Source organism: Gordonia sp. QH-12 (assembly GCF_001578675.1).
In the GTDB taxonomy this organism is placed as follows: Bacteria; Actinomycetota; Actinomycetes; order Mycobacteriales; family Mycobacteriaceae; genus Gordonia; species Gordonia sihwensis.
Map to the genome: position 1 here is coordinate 59,009 of NZ_KQ969292.1, position 17,604 is coordinate 76,612.

Annotated in this window: 14 protein-coding genes; 8 read left to right on the top strand and 6 right to left on the bottom strand. The window is 69.3% G+C overall.

Going from position 1 to position 17,604, the window contains the following annotated elements; genetic code table 11:
• Nucleotides 1-20 precede the first annotated feature (20 nt).
• Together Y710_RS11245 and Y710_RS11250 are read right to left on the bottom strand one after the other, a co-directional pair.
• Entirely contained in the window at nucleotides 21-1,451 is a 1,431-nt protein-coding gene (locus Y710_RS11245; protein ID WP_081598057.1) for an NlpC/P60 family protein, read from the bottom strand.
• Nucleotides 1,452-1,764: 313 nt separating this feature from the next.
• Nucleotides 1,765-2,382, bottom strand: coding sequence for an Rv1476 family membrane protein (locus tag Y710_RS11250; protein ID WP_062367492.1), 618 nt, complete (start codon nucleotides 2,380-2,382; stop codon nucleotides 1,765-1,767).
• A gap of 273 nt (nucleotides 2,383-2,655) precedes the next feature.
• Here Y710_RS11250 and acnA point away from each other — a divergent pair, with 273 nt between their 5' ends.
• From acnA to Y710_RS11280, 6 genes are all read left to right on the top strand, one after another.
• Nucleotides 2,656-5,454: an aconitate hydratase AcnA gene (acnA, locus tag Y710_RS11255; protein ID WP_006894881.1), complete on the top strand. Its 2,799-nt coding sequence runs from the start codon at nucleotides 2,656-2,658 to the stop codon at nucleotides 5,452-5,454.
• A 3-nt stretch (nucleotides 5,455-5,457) separates the two neighbouring features.
• The gene (locus Y710_RS11260; RefSeq protein WP_006894880.1) at nucleotides 5,458-6,030 is read left to right on the top strand and encodes a TetR/AcrR family transcriptional regulator; all 573 of its coding nucleotides are present in this window, start codon (nucleotides 5,458-5,460) and stop codon (nucleotides 6,028-6,030) included.
• Between the two features lie 200 nt (nucleotides 6,031-6,230).
• Nucleotides 6,231-7,880: a substrate-binding domain-containing protein gene (locus Y710_RS11265; protein ID WP_006894879.1), complete on the top strand. Its 1,650-nt coding sequence runs from the start codon at nucleotides 6,231-6,233 to the stop codon at nucleotides 7,878-7,880.
• A gap of 73 nt (nucleotides 7,881-7,953) precedes the next feature.
• A complete protein-coding gene (locus Y710_RS11270; RefSeq protein WP_062367493.1) occupies nucleotides 7,954-9,501 on the top strand; it encodes an acyl-CoA synthetase in 1,548 nt (515 codons plus the stop codon).
• A gap of 115 nt (nucleotides 9,502-9,616) precedes the next feature.
• On the top strand, nucleotides 9,617-10,222 hold the full coding sequence (locus Y710_RS11275) for a class F sortase (protein ID WP_006894877.1): 606 nt from the start codon (nucleotides 9,617-9,619) through the stop codon (nucleotides 10,220-10,222).
• 44 nt (nucleotides 10,223-10,266) lie between these two features.
• Nucleotides 10,267-11,166 (top strand): MSCRAMM family protein, encoded by a 900-nt coding sequence (locus Y710_RS11280; RefSeq protein WP_062367494.1) that lies wholly within the window; start codon nucleotides 10,267-10,269, stop codon nucleotides 11,164-11,166.
• A gap of 26 nt (nucleotides 11,167-11,192) precedes the next feature.
• Here Y710_RS11280 and Y710_RS11285 read toward each other — a convergent pair whose 3' ends face one another.
• The gene (locus tag Y710_RS11285) at nucleotides 11,193-12,821 is read right to left on the bottom strand and encodes an ABC-F family ATP-binding cassette domain-containing protein (RefSeq protein WP_045540187.1); all 1,629 of its coding nucleotides are present in this window, start codon (nucleotides 12,819-12,821) and stop codon (nucleotides 11,193-11,195) included.
• A 98-nt stretch (nucleotides 12,822-12,919) separates the two neighbouring features.
• Between Y710_RS11285 and Y710_RS11290 the strand changes: the two genes are divergently transcribed.
• Entirely contained in the window at nucleotides 12,920-13,693 is a 774-nt protein-coding gene (locus tag Y710_RS11290) for an SDR family oxidoreductase (protein ID WP_062367495.1), read from the top strand.
• The gene (locus tag Y710_RS11295) at nucleotides 13,690-14,901 is read left to right on the top strand and encodes a lycopene cyclase family protein (protein WP_062367496.1); all 1,212 of its coding nucleotides are present in this window, start codon (nucleotides 13,690-13,692) and stop codon (nucleotides 14,899-14,901) included. The genes Y710_RS11290 and Y710_RS11295 overlap by 4 nt, the downstream gene beginning before the upstream one ends.
• Nucleotides 14,902-14,924: 23 nt before the next feature.
• On the opposite strand, the gene Y710_RS11300 is transcribed toward Y710_RS11295, so the two are convergent.
• The 3 genes from Y710_RS11300 to Y710_RS11310 form a co-directional block, all read right to left on the bottom strand.
• A complete protein-coding gene (locus tag Y710_RS11300) occupies nucleotides 14,925-16,091 on the bottom strand; it encodes a DUF7373 family lipoprotein (protein WP_062367497.1) in 1,167 nt (388 codons plus the stop codon).
• Between the two features lie 102 nt (nucleotides 16,092-16,193).
• Nucleotides 16,194-16,550, bottom strand: a complete 357-nt coding sequence (gene trxA, locus Y710_RS11305; RefSeq protein ID WP_062367498.1) for a thioredoxin — start codon at nucleotides 16,548-16,550, stop codon at nucleotides 16,194-16,196.
• 29 nt (nucleotides 16,551-16,579) lie between these two features.
• A complete protein-coding gene (locus Y710_RS11310; protein WP_062367499.1) occupies nucleotides 16,580-17,557 on the bottom strand; it encodes an NAD(P)/FAD-dependent oxidoreductase in 978 nt (325 codons plus the stop codon).
• Nucleotides 17,558-17,604 lie beyond the last annotated feature (47 nt).

Sequence of the window (17,604 nt, forward strand, 5' to 3'; positions counted from 1 at the left end):
GTATCGGGACCGCGCACGTGTCAGAGGAGCCGGACCACGTACGGCATGGCGCCCGCGGTCCGCACCGGCGAGATCTTCACGACGTCGCCGGACTGCGGCGCCTCGATCATGGTCCCGTCACCGAGGATGAGCGCCACGTGCTGGCTGGCGTTGGGCCCGTAGAAGATCATGTCGCCGCGCCGCATCTGCGACAGCGGCACCTGCGGTCCCGAGGTGTACTGGTAGCCGGTGTAGTGCGGAAGGTCGATGCCCACTCCCGCGAAGCCGTAGATCATCAGACCCGAGCAGTCGAAGCCGACCTTGCGGTAATCGCCGTAGCTGTCGGCGACGCCGCCGTCGCGGATGCCGAGGGTGGGGCCGTTCGCGTCGCCGCCGCCCCAGGCGTACGTGACGCCCAGCTGCGACTTCATCCGGTTGACCACGAGTTCGACGGCCGCCGGGCCGCGCAGCCCGGGCTGCGAGGGCCCTCCGCCACCGCCGGGGACCCCGGACTCGGGATTGGTCAGCAGCGGACCGAGCGAGCCGTTCTGGAGTCGGCCGTAGGTGCTGTCCTGGCCCTCACCGAACGGATACGACCCGCCGATGCCGAGCAGGTCGAACAGTTCCGAATGCGGAATCTGGAGTTTGCCGATGGCGCCGGCCAACAGCGCCTGACCGGTCTCCATCGCGAGCTTCGCGGCCGCCTGGGCGGCCTGGGCCACCAGATCATCGCCCTCCACGGGCTTGGCCGGAATGCGGTCGAGCACCTTGCCCGCCACGTCGGCGACGGTGCCCGGCGAGGCCTGGGCGTCCACCTCGCTCTTGGGGGCCGACTTGCGCAGTTTCTCGAGCTTCGACGCCAGCGACGTGCGCTGGGAGACCAATTCGTTGCGTTTGGTCTGCTGAGTGCGGACCGCGTCCTGGGCGGCCTTGACCGCGGCGATCGCCTCATCGCGCCGGGCCGACGCGTCCTTGGCGGCCATCGCCGTCTGCTGGCGGGTGGCCTCGGTGGCCGCCACCCGGTTGGCCTGCTGGTTGCGTGCCACCTGGAGTTTGCGAATGGTCGCCTGCTGCTGTCGCGTGACCTGGTCGACGGCAGACATCTGGTCCAGGACCTTCTCCGGATCGTCGGACGCGACGTACTTGGTCATCGCCCCGCGATTGTTGCCCTGCCGGTACACCGACCGGACGAAGGCGTCGAAGTCCTTCTGCGCTGCCTCGACCTTCGCGCTCACCTCGCCGAGCGAGTCCTTGGCGCTTCGGCTGGCCGCGGCTGCGACCTGCTGAGCCGCGAGCGCGTTCTGGAAGTCCACCAGCGTGCGGTTGACGTTCTCCTGCTTCGCCGCGACCGCGCTCGCGAGGTCGGACAGATTCTGATCGACGTCGGCGATCTGGTTGATCAGCGATGCCACGGGATTGGCGTTGTTGGGGTCACCGAGGGCCGGACCGGCTCCGAGAACGCTCACGAGCATCACGGCACCCACGGTGGTACCTCGCGCCGCCCAACGTGCGCCGTTCTTAGCTGGCTTCAAGTCGAGAACTCCCTCGCAACATCTATCCCCCGTACACCATAAAGTGTCTTCTGCACCGTACGTCACATCAGTCTCTGTGAGAACCTGAAGCCCTGAATTACAAATAGGTGATTACCTGCGGAAACACGCGTCAGCAGCGCAAAGACGGAACCTTAGAGTCCTGTCACAGTTGGATAACGCACGAATCGTGACGCGTCAGAAGAAAGCGGCGTCCGCGACGAGCGCGGACGCCGGACGGCGGGACCCCGAGGGGTCAGTCAGTCCCGGCCGGACGGCGGCCGTCAGGATCCTCGTCGCCCTCCGCAGTCGCCGGGCCGGAGGCGTCGCCGTTCTGCCCGACCGCGGCCGGCTCGGCCGTCGTCCGCCGGCGCTTCATCCGCCAGCGGGCGATCACCGCGCCGATCACCACGAGGACGATGAGGCCGATGGTGACGCCGTTCCAGTTCACGTTGGGATCGACGGCCTTGTGGTACATCTGCGCGGCGGCCTGGGAGGCCGTGGCCCCCTTGGAGACGTCGTTCGAGGCGTCTTCGAGCTGAACTCGGCTGAACTCGTCGGACGCGGTGCCGCTGCCGGACGGGCCGAAGACCAGCACCGTCCCGCCGACCTCCGACTGCAGGTGGGTCGCGATGTCCCGGTAGGCGGTGAACTTCGGGTACGACTGGTCCAGTACCACCACGTGCAGGCTGTGCCCGTCGGCCGCCGCCTGCTTCACCAGCTGCTTGAGCGCGGGCTGCTGGTCGGCGGGGGCCCACACTCCGGAGCCGGTGAGCGCGTCGGTGATCGCAGCCATGTCGAGGTTCGACCACACGTCGGCCGGCGGCTGGGACGCGGGCTCGGCGAGAACGAACGCGGATGGGCCCGGATTCATCAGATGTGGCTCCCTGAACGGTTGCTGACTCGACATGGCGGGGTGCGCGCAGAAGCCGGCTGGCCGCTGGCGACGGGTGGCACTCGGCGCCCAGGATACGACAGCCGCACGCCGATACGGCCGAGCGACCCGTACCGCCCAACCAGTACGCGCGTACTGCTATGCTGGAGAGGTAGCACCGCGGCCGCAGCCCGCCGCATGCTGCGACGCTTCTGACGAACTCCCGTCGGCGCAGCCCGTCGGCGGAACTTGCACGAAACGAGTGGAGCACACGTGAGCATCAATTCCTTTGACTCCCGCGGCACCCTGCAGGTCGGTGAGAACTCCTACGAGATCTTCCGCCTGTCGGCAGTGCCCGGCACCGAGAAGCTGCCGTACGCGCTGAAGGTCCTCGCCGAGAACCTCCTGCGCACCGAAGACGGCGCCAACATCACCGAAGATCACATCAACGCCCTCGCGAACTGGGATCCGTCGGCCGACCCGAGCATCGAGATCCAGTTCACCCCGGCCCGCGTCCTGATGCAGGACTTCACCGGTGTGCCCTGCGTGGTCGACCTCGCCACCATGCGCGAGGCCATCACCGCCCTCGGCGGCGACCCCAACAAGGTGAACCCGCTCTCCCCCGCCGAGATGGTCATCGACCACTCGGTGATCCTCGACGTCTTCGGCCGCGCCGACGCCTTCGAGCGCAACGTGGAACTCGAGTACGAGCGCAACGGCGAGCGTTACCAGTTCCTCCGCTGGGGCCAGGGCGCCTTCGACGACTTCAAGGTGGTGCCCCCGGGCACCGGCATCGTGCACCAGGTCAACATCGAGTACCTCGCCCGCTCGATCATGGTCCGGAACGGCCAGGCGTACCCCGACACCTGCGTCGGCACCGACTCGCACACCACGATGGAGAACGGCCTGGGCGTCCTGGGCTGGGGCGTCGGCGGCATCGAGGCCGAGGCCGCGATGCTCGGCCAGCCGGTCTCCATGCTGATCCCGCGCGTCGTCGGCTTCAAGCTGACCGGCGAGATCAAGCCGGGTGTCACCGCCACCGACGTGGTGCTCACTGTGACCGACATGCTCCGTCAGCACGGTGTGGTCGGCAAGTTCGTCGAGTTCTACGGCAAGGGCGTCGCCGAGGTCCCCCTCGCCAACCGCGCCACCCTGGGCAACATGAGCCCCGAGTTCGGTTCCACCTGCGCGATCTTCCCGATCGACTCCGAGACCATCAACTACCTGCGCCTGACCGGCCGCGACGACGACCAGCTCGCGCTGGTCGAGGCCTACGCCAAGGAACAGGGCATGTGGCACGACCCGGACCACGAGCCGGCCTACTCCGAGTACCTGGAGTTGGACCTGGGCACCGTGGTCCCGTCGATCGCCGGCCCGAAGCGTCCGCAGGACCGCATCCTGCTGTCGGAGTCGAAGGTGGCCTTCCGCAAGGACATCCACAACTACGTCGAAGAGCAGCATCCCGCCGCGCACACGCAGCTCGACGAGGCCGTCGAGGAGTCGTTCCCGGCGTCCGATCCGGCCGCGCTGTCCTTCGCCGACGACGGAGCGGTGAAGGTCCAGTCGGCGGCCAACGGCGCCGAGGGACGCCCGAGCAAGCCGATCAAGATCGTCAGCGAGGAGCGCGGCGAGTTCGTCCTCGATCACGGCGCCGTCGCCGTCGCGGGCATCACCTCGTGCACCAACACCTCGAACCCGTCGGTCATGATCGGCGCCGGCCTCCTCGCCCGCAACGCGGTCGAGAAGGGTCTCACCAGCAAGCCGTGGGTCAAGACCAACATGGCCCCCGGTTCGCAGGTCGTCACCGACTACTACGAGAAGGCCGGCCTGTGGCCGTACCTCGAGAAGCTCGGCTTCTACCTCGGCGGTTACGGCTGCACCACGTGCATCGGCAACACCGGTCCGCTGCCGGAGGAGATCAGCAAGGCGGTCAACGACAACGATCTGACCGTCACCGCGGTCCTCTCGGGCAACCGCAACTTCGAGGGACGCATCTCCCCCGACGTGAAGATGAACTACCTGGCGTCGCCGCCGCTGGTCATCGCCTACGCGCTCGCGGGCACCATGGACTTCGACTTCGAGACCCAGCCGCTCGGCCAGGACACCGACGGCAACGACGTCTTCCTGAAGGACATCTGGCCGTCGGCCCAGGAGATCGACGACACCATCAAGACCGCCATCAGCCAGGACATGTTCCGCAAGTCCTACGCCGACGTCTTCGCGGGCGACGAGCGGTGGCGCGGACTGAGCACGCCGGAGGGCGACACCTTCGCGTGGGACGAGAAGTCCACCTACGTTCGCAAGGCACCGTACTTCGACGGCATGACCCCCGAGCCGGCGCCGGTCGAGGACATCAAGGGCGCCCGCGTCCTGGCGCTGCTGGGCGACTCGGTCACCACCGACCACATCAGCCCGGCCGGACCCATCAAGCCCGGCACCCCCGCCGCGCAGTACCTCGACGCCAACGGTGTGGCCCGCAAGGACTACAACTCGCTGGGCAGCCGTCGCGGCAACCACGAGGTGATGATCCGCGGCACCTTCGCGAACATCCGCCTGCAGAACCAGCTGCTGGACGGCGTCTCGGGCGGTTACACCCGTGACTTCACCCAGGAGGGCGGTCCGCAGTCGTTCATCTACGACGCCTCGGTCAACTACAAGAAGGCCGGCATCCCGCTGGTCGTCCTCGGCGGCAAGGAGTACGGCTCCGGCAGCTCGCGCGACTGGGCGGCGAAGGGCACGGTGCTGCTGGGTGTCAAGGCCGTCATCACCGAGTCGTTCGAGCGCATCCACCGCTCCAACCTCATCGGCATGGGCGTGGTCCCGCTGCAGTTCCCGGAGGGCGAGAGCGCCAAGACGCTGGGACTGGACGGCACCGAGGTCTTCGACATCGAGGGCATCACTGCGCTCAACGAGGGCGTGACCCCGAAGACGCTGAAGGTCACCGCGACCAAGGAGAACGGCGACAAGGTCGTCTTCGACGCCGTGGTGCGCATCGACACGCCCGGTGAGGCCGACTACTACCGCAACGGCGGCATCCTGCAGTACGTCCTGCGGAACATGATCAAGAGCTGATTCATGCCACGGGTCAGCGATGACCGTCTTGCCGCGCGTCGTCGAGAGATCCTCGACGGCGCGCGGCATTGTTTCGCCGAATACGGTTACGACGGAGCGACGGTCAAACGTCTCGAAGAGGCGACCGGCCTCTCCCGCGGTGCGATCTTCCACCACTTCAAGGACAAGGAAGCCCTGTTCTTGGCGCTGGCACGCGAAGACGCGGAGCGGATGGCCGAGGTCGCCTCGCACGAGGGTCTGGTCCAGGTGATGCGCGACATCCTCGCGCGGCCGAAGGACTTCGACTGGCTGAGCACGCGGCTGGAGATCGTGCGGAAGATCCGCACCGATCCCGGCTTCCGTGAGGCCTGGGAGGCGCAGAGCGCCGACCGCGAGGCCGCCACCCTCGCCCGCCTGGAGCGCAAGCGCCGTGCGGGCAGTCTCCGCAAGGACGTCCCCCCGGAGGTGCTCGTCACCTACCTGGACGTCATCCTCGACGGCCTGGTCACACGGTTGGCCTCGGGTCAGTCGACCGACGATCTGCATGCCGTCCTCGACCTCGTCGAGGCCTCGGTCCGCGTACCCGCGGGCGAGTGACCGGCGCAACGGGCCCGGACCTTCGACCGCCGAAGGTCCGGGCCCGTTGCTGTGCGCGGCCGTGGTGCTCATGACGTCCGTGCCCGTCGCGCCGACGGGCGTAATCGGCGGTACTCGGCACCCCCGACGTGTCCCATCTCACGCATGGGCTAGCCTTCTCTCGCACTCTCGAGGAATTCACAAGGAGGGGTCGACCCGACATGGGCCAACACCGAAACGCCGCGCGTCCCGCTTCCGATCCACCGCGGGAGTCCGCCGGGAGCCGCCGGCGACGGCGCCCCGGCACCCGCGCGCGGGTCGGGCTCTCCCTGGTGCTGGCCGCGCTGCTGGCGGGCGGAGTGTACGCGGTCTGGCGGGGCGGGCACGGCGGCTGTTCTCAGGTGCGACCGGTGTCGGTCATCGCCGACCAGGACGTCGCCGACTACGTCACCGCCCTGTCGAAGCAGACCGAGGCGGACAGCTGTTTCGACTTCACCGTGCAGGCCGTGCCGCCGAGCCACACCTCCGAACGCCTCACCGACCGGAACGCACCGCAGATCTGGATCGCTGAGTCGCAGGCGCGCGTCCGGCAGGTGCGCGCCGCACTCGGCCGGACGTGGGCCGACGTCGGACCGTCGCTCGGCGTCTCCCCGGTGGTGGTGGCCGGCCGTGAACTCCCGGCGATGCCCGCGTGGACCGACGTGCTCACCTCGCCCGGACTGCGAGTGGCTCCGCCGGCCCGCAGCGACGTCAGCAACGCCGCGGTGATCGGAGCGCTCTCCGAGGTGTCGTCGGGCTCGCTGACGCACCGGGAGCTGGTGGAGTTCCTGACCAAGCGGGCCCTGATGATGAACGACAACGACGCCTCCCCCGATCTCGCGCAGACCGCCGCCGCTCCCGCGCCGACGGCCACCCTCACCACCGAACGCGCCTACACCGAGTTCAAGCGCGCCCATCCCGCGTCCGATCTCGAGGTGGCCGTGCCGCGGTCCGGCACGGTGGCCCTGGACTATCGGGCCGCCAATGTCGCGCAACCCGACGATCAAGCGCTGGCCGGCGACGCGATCGACGCGCTGGTGGCCACCCTGCAGACCGACAGTGGTCGCCGGATCCGGGAGGAGATGGGCATCCGCTCTCCGGACGGCGAGCCGCCGGCCGACGGAACCGGCGTCCAGGACGTCACCGTGATCAAGCAGCCGGCCAGGGAACTCGTCGACAACATCCTGCGGAAGTGGACCGCACTCACCCAGCCGATCCGGGCGCTCGTGGTGCAGGACGTGTCCGGCTCGATGGCGCTCGACGCCGGAGGCCGTTCGCGCGCGGCCTTCCTCCGGGAGGCCTCGCTGTTCGGACTGGGCCGGTTCCCCAAGAACACCGCGCTGGGCTACTGGGAGTTCAGCATCGACCGCGGCGGCCCCGGCCAGGACTATCGGGAGGTGATGCCGATCGCGCCGATCTCCGAGATCGAGGGAGGCCGTACCAACCGCGACCGCCTCGCCGACTCCATCCGCGACACGCTGGGGCACGTCGGCGGCGGCACCGGTCTCTACGACACCGCGCTCGCGGCGTTCAAGACCGTGTACGACTCATACGACCCCGCTTACTCCAACAGCGTGATCATCATGACCGACGGCCGCAACGAGGATCGCGACAGCATCACGCTGGGGCATCTGGTGTCGGAGCTGAACATCATGAAGAACCCCGCGCGGCGCATCCCGATCATCGCGGTCGGCATCTCGGAGGACGCCGACGCCGGTGCGCTCAAGCAGATCGCCGAGGCCACCGGCGGCAGCTCGTTCATCGCACGCGACCCCAAGGATGTGGGCGCGATCCTGCTGCAGGCGGTCTCCTACCGCGTGGAAGCGGCGTGACGGCAAAGCACTCCTGAGCGAGCGATTACTCGGTACGGTCGTCGGTGAGACGTCCCTCACTTCAGGAGTGCCCGTGTACCCAGGAACCTTCGCCGCGACCACACCGGACAAGCCTGCGCTGATCCGCCCGTCGACGGGTGAGCGCGTCACCTATCGAGAGCTCACGGACAACTCCACCAGAATCGCCAATCACCTGCACGACCTGGGAATCGGTCGGGGCGACACCATAGCGATCGTCTCCGACAACGATCTGCGCGTCTTCGACGTGTACTGGGCCGCGGTCCGCTCCGGCATGTACGTCACCGCCGTGAACCACCACCTCACCCCGGCGGAGGTGAACTACATCCTCGACGACTGCGATGCGCGCGCGGTCTTCGCCTCGGCCGCGGTGGCGGGCGCCGTCTCCGAGGCCCACCGCATCGAGGCCCTGTCCGACGATTCCCGGCGGGTGGCCTGGGGCGGGCCGGTCGACGGTTTCCTCGACTACCCGGAGGTGCTGGCCGCTGCGTCGGACGCCCCGCTGACCGACCAGCCCCGCGGCGCCGACATGCTTTACTCCTCGGGAACCACCGGGCGGCCCAAGGGAATCAAGCCGTCGCTGCCCGGCGTCCAGGTCGACGAGGCCCCCGACCTCATATCGCAGGTGTTCGGCCCGGTGTACGGATTCGGCCCCGACACCGTCTACCTGTCGCCGGCGCCGCTGTACCACGCCGCTCCCCTTCGGTACTGCGCGATGACGAACGCTCTGGGCGGGACGGTGATCGTGATGGACCACTTCGAGCCGGAGACGGCCCTGCGGTACATCGACGAATACTCCGTGACGCACAGTCAGTGGGTGCCCACCATGTTCGTCCGGATGCTGAAGCTGCCGGACGAGGTCCGCGACCGGTACGACGTCTCGAGCATGAAGGTCGCCATTCACGCCGCCGCTCCGTGTCCGGCGGAGGTGAAGCGCAGAATGATCGACTGGTGGGGACCGGTGATCAACGAGTACTACGCGGCCACCGAAGCCGCGGGCGTCACGCTGATCGGATCGGCGGACTCGTCGACCCACCCCGGCTCGGTCGGCAGAGCCGTCCTCGGAGTGGTGCACATCTGTGGTCCCGACGGTGAACCGCTGCCCGCCGGAGAGGTCGGGACCGTCTATTTCGAGCGCGACGAGATGCCCTTCGTCTATCACAACGATCCGGCGAAGACGGCGCAGGCGCAGCACCCGGGGCGTGCGAACTGGGCGACCACCGGCGACCTCGGTTACGTGGACGACGAGGGCTTCCTCTACCTCACCGACCGCCAGGCCTTCACGATCATCTCCGGCGGCGTCAACATCTACCCGCAGGAGTCGGAGAACGTCCTCATCAACCACCCGGCGGTATACGACGTCGGCGTGATCGGCCTGCCCGACGACGATCTCGGAGAGCGACCGGTGGGCTTCGTCCAACTGGTCGACGGCGCCGAGGCCTCCGATCGCCTCGCCGCCGAACTCGTCGACTTCGCGAAGGCCGAACTCGCGTCGTTCAAGGTCCCCAAGGAGATCCGCTTCGTGGACGACCTGCCGCGGACCCCGACCGGCAAGCTGGTCAAGGGCGAACTCCGGAAGCGGGTACTGGAGTCATTCAGCTGAACGACTGACGTCTGATCCTCGTTAACGCCGCGTGCGCGGACCCGATCTCACCAGTGTCGGGGCACGCACAGCGGCCGCACAGCAGGTGCGGCCACGCGCACAGCGAGGAGCCCACATGAAGATCCATCGGGCGGCGGCCGCAGTCGCGGTCGCCGCCGCGCTCGCCCTCTCGTCCGGATGCTCGGCGACCTCCGACCGGCAGGCGCCCACATCCGGCAGTGCTCAGGCCAATCTGCCCGCTCCGGTGTCCGCCCGCTCGGACGAACCGTCGTCGCCGATCCGGGTCACCGTCGACGGTGCGACGGTGCCGACCGACGCGGTGGCCACCGACACGGCAGGGGTTCTCCTGCCTCCCCAGGACGTCCACCGCCTCGGCTGGTGGGTCGACTCGTCGCTGCCCGGGTCCGGCTCCGGGACCGTGGTGATGACCGGGCACGTCGACGACGTGAAGCAGGGAAAGGGCTTCGCCGCACGGTTCTCCGGCCTCAAAACCGGTGACGCCGTCGACGTCACCACCGCGGACGGACACCGGCACGTCTACCACGTCACCCGGTCGGTGCTCGCCGACAAGGAGTCCACCGGCCGCGACGGACTGCCGGTGGACGAACTCAATCGACGGACCGGCCCGGAGACTCTCGCACTCATCACCTGCGGCGGCCCGTTCATCGGCCCGCCCCTCGGTTACCGCGACAACGTCGTCGTCTTCGCCGCACCCGCGTGACGCGGACCGCTACCGACCATTCACACACTCGTCAGGAGACCACCATGAAGATCAACCGCCGCGGAGTACCCGCGATCCTCGCCGCCGCCGTGATGTGCGCGGCTCTCACCCCGGCCGCCGCCTGGGCGGACGTTCCCGCCACGGAGTCCGCGCCCACCACGGCGCAGACCACTGCCGAGACGGCCGCTCCGACCGAGGTGACGTCGAGCCCCACGGAGACCGCGACCCCCACCGGCAGCCCGACCGAGAGTACGACGCCGCCCTCGTCCGACACCGGGACGCCGCCCAGTGAGACGAGCACCGCGCCCCCGACCACCCGGCCCGAGAAGAAGACCGGGGTGCTGGTGGTCTGGGCCGACGACGTGCAGGCCGGACTGATGGTCCCGGGCGCCGTCATCCGGTTCGACGCCCCGCCGCACCATCCCGGCACCGTCACCACCCCCGCGCAGGTGACTCTGTCCGAGGGCTACTACCGGTTCACCGTCGTGGCGCCACCGGCCGGCTACCATCTGCTCGAGCCCGCCGACGACTTCGACGGCGTGATCGTCGCCGGTCGCAATCTGGAGCGCCGGATCCGCGTCGCCAAGGACCAGCAGGAACCGACCAACGGTGTCCTCGGGGTCACCAAGCGCGACCGCGTCACCGGGGAACCGTTGCAGGGAGCGAAGTTCCGGGTCGTCACGTGCAGCGGTAACTATGTCGCGGCACTCACCTCCGGCGATCAGGGAACAGCGTTCCGCGGTCTGGATCCCGGCTGCTACGACCTCCTCGAGGACGCGGCCCCCGCGGGATACCAGCTCGACCTGACACCGCACCGGGTGTGGATCAAGAAGGGCGAGGAGACCGACCTCACCGTGTACGACATCCCCGTCGACTATGTGGCACCGCGGAACCCCGCCGACCGGGTGCCCCTGCGGTCGGTCCCCTCGGGCCGCATCGACTGAACCCGGCGCACCGGGGGCGCGTCCGCTCAGGCGAGCTCGATGAGCTCCTGGTATTCGTCGGACCAGTGGTCCTCGGTGCCGTCGGGCAGGAGGATCACCCGCTGAGGCTCCAGAGCCTCCGCGGCACCGGGGTCGTGTGTCACCAGAACCACGGCCCCGGTGTAACTGCGCAGTGCCTCCAGCACCTGCTCTCGGGAGACCGGATCGAGGTTGTTCGTCGGCTCGTCGAGCAGCAGGACGTTGGCGGCCGAGGACACCAGCCCGGCGAGCGCCAGACGGGTCTTCTCACCGCCCGAGAGCGTCCCGGCCGGCTGGTCCAGCTGCGGACCGGTGAACATGAACGCTCCGAGCAGCCCCCGCAGATCCTGTTCACCGGCGTCGGGCGCCGCGTGCCGGATGTTCTCCCAGACCGTCGCGTCGTCGTCGAGGGTGTCGTGCTCCTGTGCGAAGTACCCGATCTTGAGGCCGCGACCCGGCTCCAGTTCACCGAGGTCGGGTTTCTCCACACCGGCGAGCAACTTGAGCAGCGTGGTCTTGCCCGCGCCGTTGAGGCCGAGGATCACCACCCGGCTCCCCTTGTCGATCGCGAGGTCGACGCCGGTGAAGATCTCCAGCGAGCCGTACACCTTGGTCAGATTCGACGCCATCAGCGGCGTCTTGCCGCACGCCGCCGGCTCCGGGAACCGGATGTGCGCGGTCTTGTCGGCCACCCGCACCTCGTCGAGCTCGTCCATCATGCGCTCGGCACGTTTGAGCATCTGCTGCGCCGCGGTGGCCTTGGTCGCCTTCGCCCCCAGCTTGGCCGCCTGCACGCGCAGCGCCCCGGCCTTCTTCTCGGCGTTGGCCCGCTCGCGCTTGCGGCGCTGCTCGTCGGTCGCGCGGGCGTCCAGGTACCGCTTCCAGCCCATGTTGTAGACGTCGGCCTCACCGCGGACCGCATCGAGGAACCACACACGGTTCACCACGTCGGCCAGCAGGTCGACGTCGTGGCTGATGACGACGAGGCCGCCCTCGTGGTTCTGCAGGAACGTCCGCAGCCAGGCGATCGAGTCGGCGTCGAGGTGGTTGGTCGGCTCGTCGAGGAGCAGCGTGGTATCCGACTTGCCCGAGCCGTCCGACGCCGCGAACAGGATGCGCGCCAACTCGATCCGGCGACGCTGACCGCCGGAGAGGGTACGCAGCGGTTGCCCGAGCACACGGTCGGGCAGACCGAGGCTGTTGCAGATGCGGGCGGCGTCGCTTTCGGCCTCGTAACCGCCGAGCGCCGAGAACCTCTCCTCGAGACGGGCGTACTTGGCGATCGCACGGTCGCGGACCCTGTCGTCCGCGGCCTCCTCCATCAGCGCCTGCTGCTTGCCCATCGAGGCGAGGATCTCGTCCAGTCCGCGCGCGGACAGCACGCGGTCCTTCGCGAGGACGTCGAGGTCGCCCTCCTTGGGATCCTGCGGCAGGTAACCGACCGGGCCGGAGGTGCGGACGGTTCCGGCGTACGGCTGCGTCTCGCCGGCGAGGATGCGCAGCGAGGTGGTCTTGCCCGCGCCGTTCCGGCCGACCAGCCCGATGCGGTCGCCCGGCTGAATGCGCAGGTGGTCTCCGGGCGCCGAAAGAAGAGTCCTCGCGCCCGCTCGTACTTCCAGGTCGGTCGCGGTGATCACGTCGATCCAGTCTACCGATGACGGGCCCGGTCCCCGAATCGGTTCTCGGCGCATGGACGGCCGCGGACTCGGACCCGCGCCCGGACTACCGTTGAGCCATGACTGATACAGCCTCCACCGATCTCACCGGCCGTTCCGCGCTCGTCACCGGCGGCAGCCGAGGCATCGGGTACGCCATCGCCCTCGAACTCGCGCGCCGAGGTGCCGCGGTGGTCGTCACCGGCCGCAAACCCGAGCCCCTCGACGAGGCTGCGGCAGCGCTGCGCGACGCGGTCCCCGGTTCGGTGGTCACCGCGGTCGCGGGCAACACCGGCGATCCCGAGCACCGCGCGGACGCGGTCGCGGCGGCCGTGGCGAACGGCGGTATCGACATCCTCGTCAACAACACGGGGATCAATCCGACCGCGGGTCCGCTCATGGACGCCGATCTCGGGGCGGTGCGCAAGACCTTCGACACCAACGTCGTCGCGGCTCTCGGCTATGTCCAGGAGGCGTACCGAGCGGGAATGAAGGACTCGGGCGGTGCCGTCGTCAACATCGCGTCGATCGCGGGCCTGCGGCCGACCGGGTTGATCGCGGCCTACGGCGCGTCCAAGGCCGCGCTGATCCACCTCACCGAGGAGCTCGCGTGGCAGCTCGGTCCGTCGATCCGGGTGAACGCCGTCGCCCCCGGCGTGGTGAAGACCAAGTTCGCCGACGTCCTTCTCGCGGCCGGTGAGGACGTCGTGGGGCAGACCTACCCGATGAACCGGGTGGGCACTCCCGAGGACATCGCGGCCACGGTGGCCTTCCTGGTGAGCGACGCGGCGTCGTGGATCACCGGTGAGACGATCCGCGTCGACGGCGGCAAGCTGGCCACCGGCGGGATGTGACCGCGCCCGTCGAGGGGCCCGCCGCCGACGTCATCGTCGTGGGCGCCGGGCCCGCGGGGCGCTCGCTCGCGTACCGCGCCGCCGCGGCGGGGCTGCGCGCGACGCTCGTCGACCCGGCGCCGCACCGAGTGTGGCGGCAGACCTTCGGCATGTACGCCGACGACGCACCGGCCTGGCTCGACCCCGGGACGGTGGCCGCCCGCAGCACTGAGTTCTGCGTCTTCACCCCGCAGCGGCGGGTGGTGGACCGCGGGTACCTGGTGCTCCACTCGGAGCGGTTCCAGCAGTCCCTGTCGCTGTCGGAGGTGACGGTCGTGGCCTCGTCGGCGACCGCTCTCACCGCGACGTCGGTCACGCTCGCCGACGGCTCCGTACTCGCCGGCCGACATGTGGTCGACGCCCGCGGCACCGCCGGGCACCGCCGAGCCGACACGCCGCGCCAGACCGCCGTCGGAATCCTCGCGGGCCGGGTCGGGGCGACGGACGGCGGCGACGACCCCGACGCCACCGTGCTGATGGACTGGCGGCCCGCCGATACCGGGCCGAACGCCGTCTCATCGAACCTCACCTCATCGGACCCGGCCTCGTTCAGCTACCGGATCGACACCGCTCGCGGACGCCTCGTCGAGGAGACCTGCCTGGCCGCCCGCCCGCCCCTGGGCATCTCCGAACTGGCCCGTCGAGCGCGCCTGCGCCTGCGTCTGTCCGCGCCGACCGGCGACGAGGAGGTTCAGCACGGCGGGATGGACGAGATCGTCGATTTTCCGATGTACCCGAACGCACGACCGTGGCGTGGCGACGGCGCCCTGGCGATCGGCGCGGTCGGCGGTCTGATGAATCCGGCGACCGGATACAGCGTCGCGCAGTCTCTGCGCGCCGCCGATCTGGTCGTCGAGGCTGTCGCCGGCCGTCGGGATCCACGCGCCGCGTTGTGGCCTCGCGCCGCTCGTATCGCGTTCGCGCTCCGACTGCTGGGACTGCTGGTCCTCATCCGGCTCAGACCGGCCGAACTCGTCGGCTTCTTCGACGCCTTCTTCGGCGTCCCGGTTCCGCTGCAGCGCGCCTATGTGTCGTCGCACGCCGACGCCCCCGGCGTGCTGCGCGCGATGGCGGCGGTGTTCCGGCGGTCCCCGCCGCGGCTGAAGGCCCGCGTCGCCGTCGCCTCGGCCCGCGCCGCCGTCGAAGTGGTCCGCCTCATGGTCGTCTGAGCGTCGGGGTCGGCTGAGGAGGGCTAGAGCTGTTTCAGCAGCAGGTACTGCGCCGAGATCTTCTGCTGCGCCTCATGCAGATCGGAGCCGTCCGCCTGGGCCGCGTAGCTGCCGTAGGCGACGAAGCAGGTCGCTTGATCGTCGCCGAACGAGGACTTGCTGGTCTGACACACCGCCGACGGCAGATCCTGCGGGCTGTCGGCCTTCTTGGCGGTCGGATCGTCGGAGTCGTCGGAGAGGGTTTTGAGCAGTTCTGCGGCCTGGTCGTCGCCGCCGGCGCGGAAGACCAGGGAGCCCCCGACCGCGGCCTCGGTGACGCCGGTCTTCTGCAAGTCGGCGAAGGTGGCGGTCGACTTGCTCGCCAGCTGCGAGATGGCCCGCGGTCCGGCGACCGAGCCGGAGAAGGCGGAACCGCCGTTCGACTCCGTCGGCAGCACGGCGCGCAACAGGCCGTCCGGGTCGATCCGCTTGTCGTCGCTGATCGGTTTCATCGCATCGAGCAGGGCTTTCTGCTTCGTGAAGGCAGACCGCACCGCGGCGAGAGTCCATCCGCCGTCGTCGGCGTCGGCCCAGGTGTAGACCACCTTCTCTGCCACCGGGGTGAACGCCACGGTGATCTGACCGCCGCCGCTCGACTTCCCCGTGAGCGCCACCGTCTCGGCGGGCATCCCCGGGACGTCGGTGCGCCGCATCGGTGAACCGTAGGTCTTCTTGAGCATCTGGCCGGACATCGCCGACACGGCCTCGCCGGCCGTCTCCGCATCGGGATACACCAGCACGGCATGATTGAGCCCCTGATGCAGGTTCTTACCGTCGCTGTCGTCCGGCGCCCCGCCGGCCATGGTGAAGCCGTAACGCAGCTTCTGCGAGACCGGCAGGTCGGCCGCATCGGAGAAGACGCCCCGCAGTCCGCTCGCGCCGGAGATCGGGTAGGTCGGCATGCTGAACTTGGTCAGCACCGGATCGACCTCGTCACGGAACGCGATGTCTTCGCCCAGCCGCATGGCCCGCAGCCGGTTCATCTCCGACTCCGTATCAGCGGTCCCCGCAGCAGGCTGCAGACTGGTCGCATACTTCCCCGTATCGAGCTGGATCGGTCCGCGCGTCGCGGTGCCGTCCACGGTGCACGCGGTGACCGCCGAGAGGCTTACGACTGCTCCGGCGGCCGCGGCCGCTCGTTTCCACTGCATAGGCAGATCCTAAAGGGCCCGGCCCGGACCCACGAACAGCACTACGCCCGGCGAATGACACCGTCACTCGCCGGGCGTGGCACCCGTGTCAGTCCCGACCGGTCACTCCTGGCCGCTCTCCTTGAGGGCCTGCTCGACGTCGAGTGCCTTCACCTGGTCGATCAGGCTGTCGAGCGCCTGGGGAGGCAGCGCACCGGCCTCGTTGAAGACCAACCGACCCTGCTTGAACGCCATGATGGTCGGGATGGAGCGGATGCTCGCGGCCGCCGCCAACTGCTGCTCGGCCTCGGTGTCGACCTTGCCGAAGACGATGTCGTCGTGCTTTTCGGAGGCCGCTTTGTACGTGGGTGCGAACTGCCGGCACGGGCCGCACCAGCTCGCCCAGAAGTCCACGAGGACGATGTCGTTGTCGACGATCGTCTGCTCGAAGTCGTCACCGGTCAGATCAATTGTTGCCATGTCTGTATCTAACCGGATCCGCCGCCGTGCTATTCCTGCACGCGGCACTTCTCCACGCGGGGTTCCGCGCCGACGGCCCGCCGGACCGCCTCGTCCACGAGGTCGGCGTTGATCGCCGCACCCGCCGCCACCCCGGACGCGGCGGCCGCGCCCACCATCGCCATCGGGTCGCGCGCGTTGCCCGCCGCCCACACTCCGTCGACTGCCGTCCGGCCCGTCGCATCGGTCTCGATGTACGTTCCGAACGGGTGGTCCGACACGCGGCCGCCCAGGGTCTGGAACAGCTCTCCCCGCGCGTGTACGCGGGTCGCCACCGCGACGGCGTCCACCTCGTACGCCGCACCCGCGACACGGACGGACCGGACTCGGTCGCCGTCGGTCAGCACCCGGTCGACGCGGCCGTCGACGACCGGGACGTCCATCGCCGTCAAGCGTTCACGCGCTTGCGCACCGAGGACGGACTCGTGATCGAAGACCGTCACATGCTCGCTGAGTTGCCGGAACAGCAGCGCCTGGTGTTCAGCCATCGGGCTCGTCGCGACCACGCCGATGCGCCGTCCGCGAACCTCCCAACCGTGGCAGTACGGACAGTGCAGCACTGTCCGCCCCCAACCAGCGGCCAGTCCCTCGATCGCGGGCAGTTCGTCCACCGCTCCGGTCGCCAGGAGCACCCGGCACGCACCGACCGTCTCCCCGGACGAGAGGCTCAGCGTGAACCCGCCGGAGATGCGCTCGGCACTGAGCACGGTTCCCTCGAATATCTCGGCGCCGTACCCGGCCGCCTCGGCTCGACCGGCCGCCAGCAGATCGGTGGGTGCCGTACCCTCGCGGCCCAGCACGTTGTGCGCAGCCTCGGCGGGCCGATTGCGCTGTTCACCCGCGTCCACCACGAGGACGGTCCGCAGTGAGCGGCCCAGGGTCACCGCGGCGCCGAGTCCCGCCGGTCCCCCGCCCGCGATGAGCACGTCGTACTGCCGGTTCGGGCCGGCCTCCCGTGAATTCGTCATGGATCGACCGTATGCGCGGTATTGCAGATAACGCATACACTCTTGCG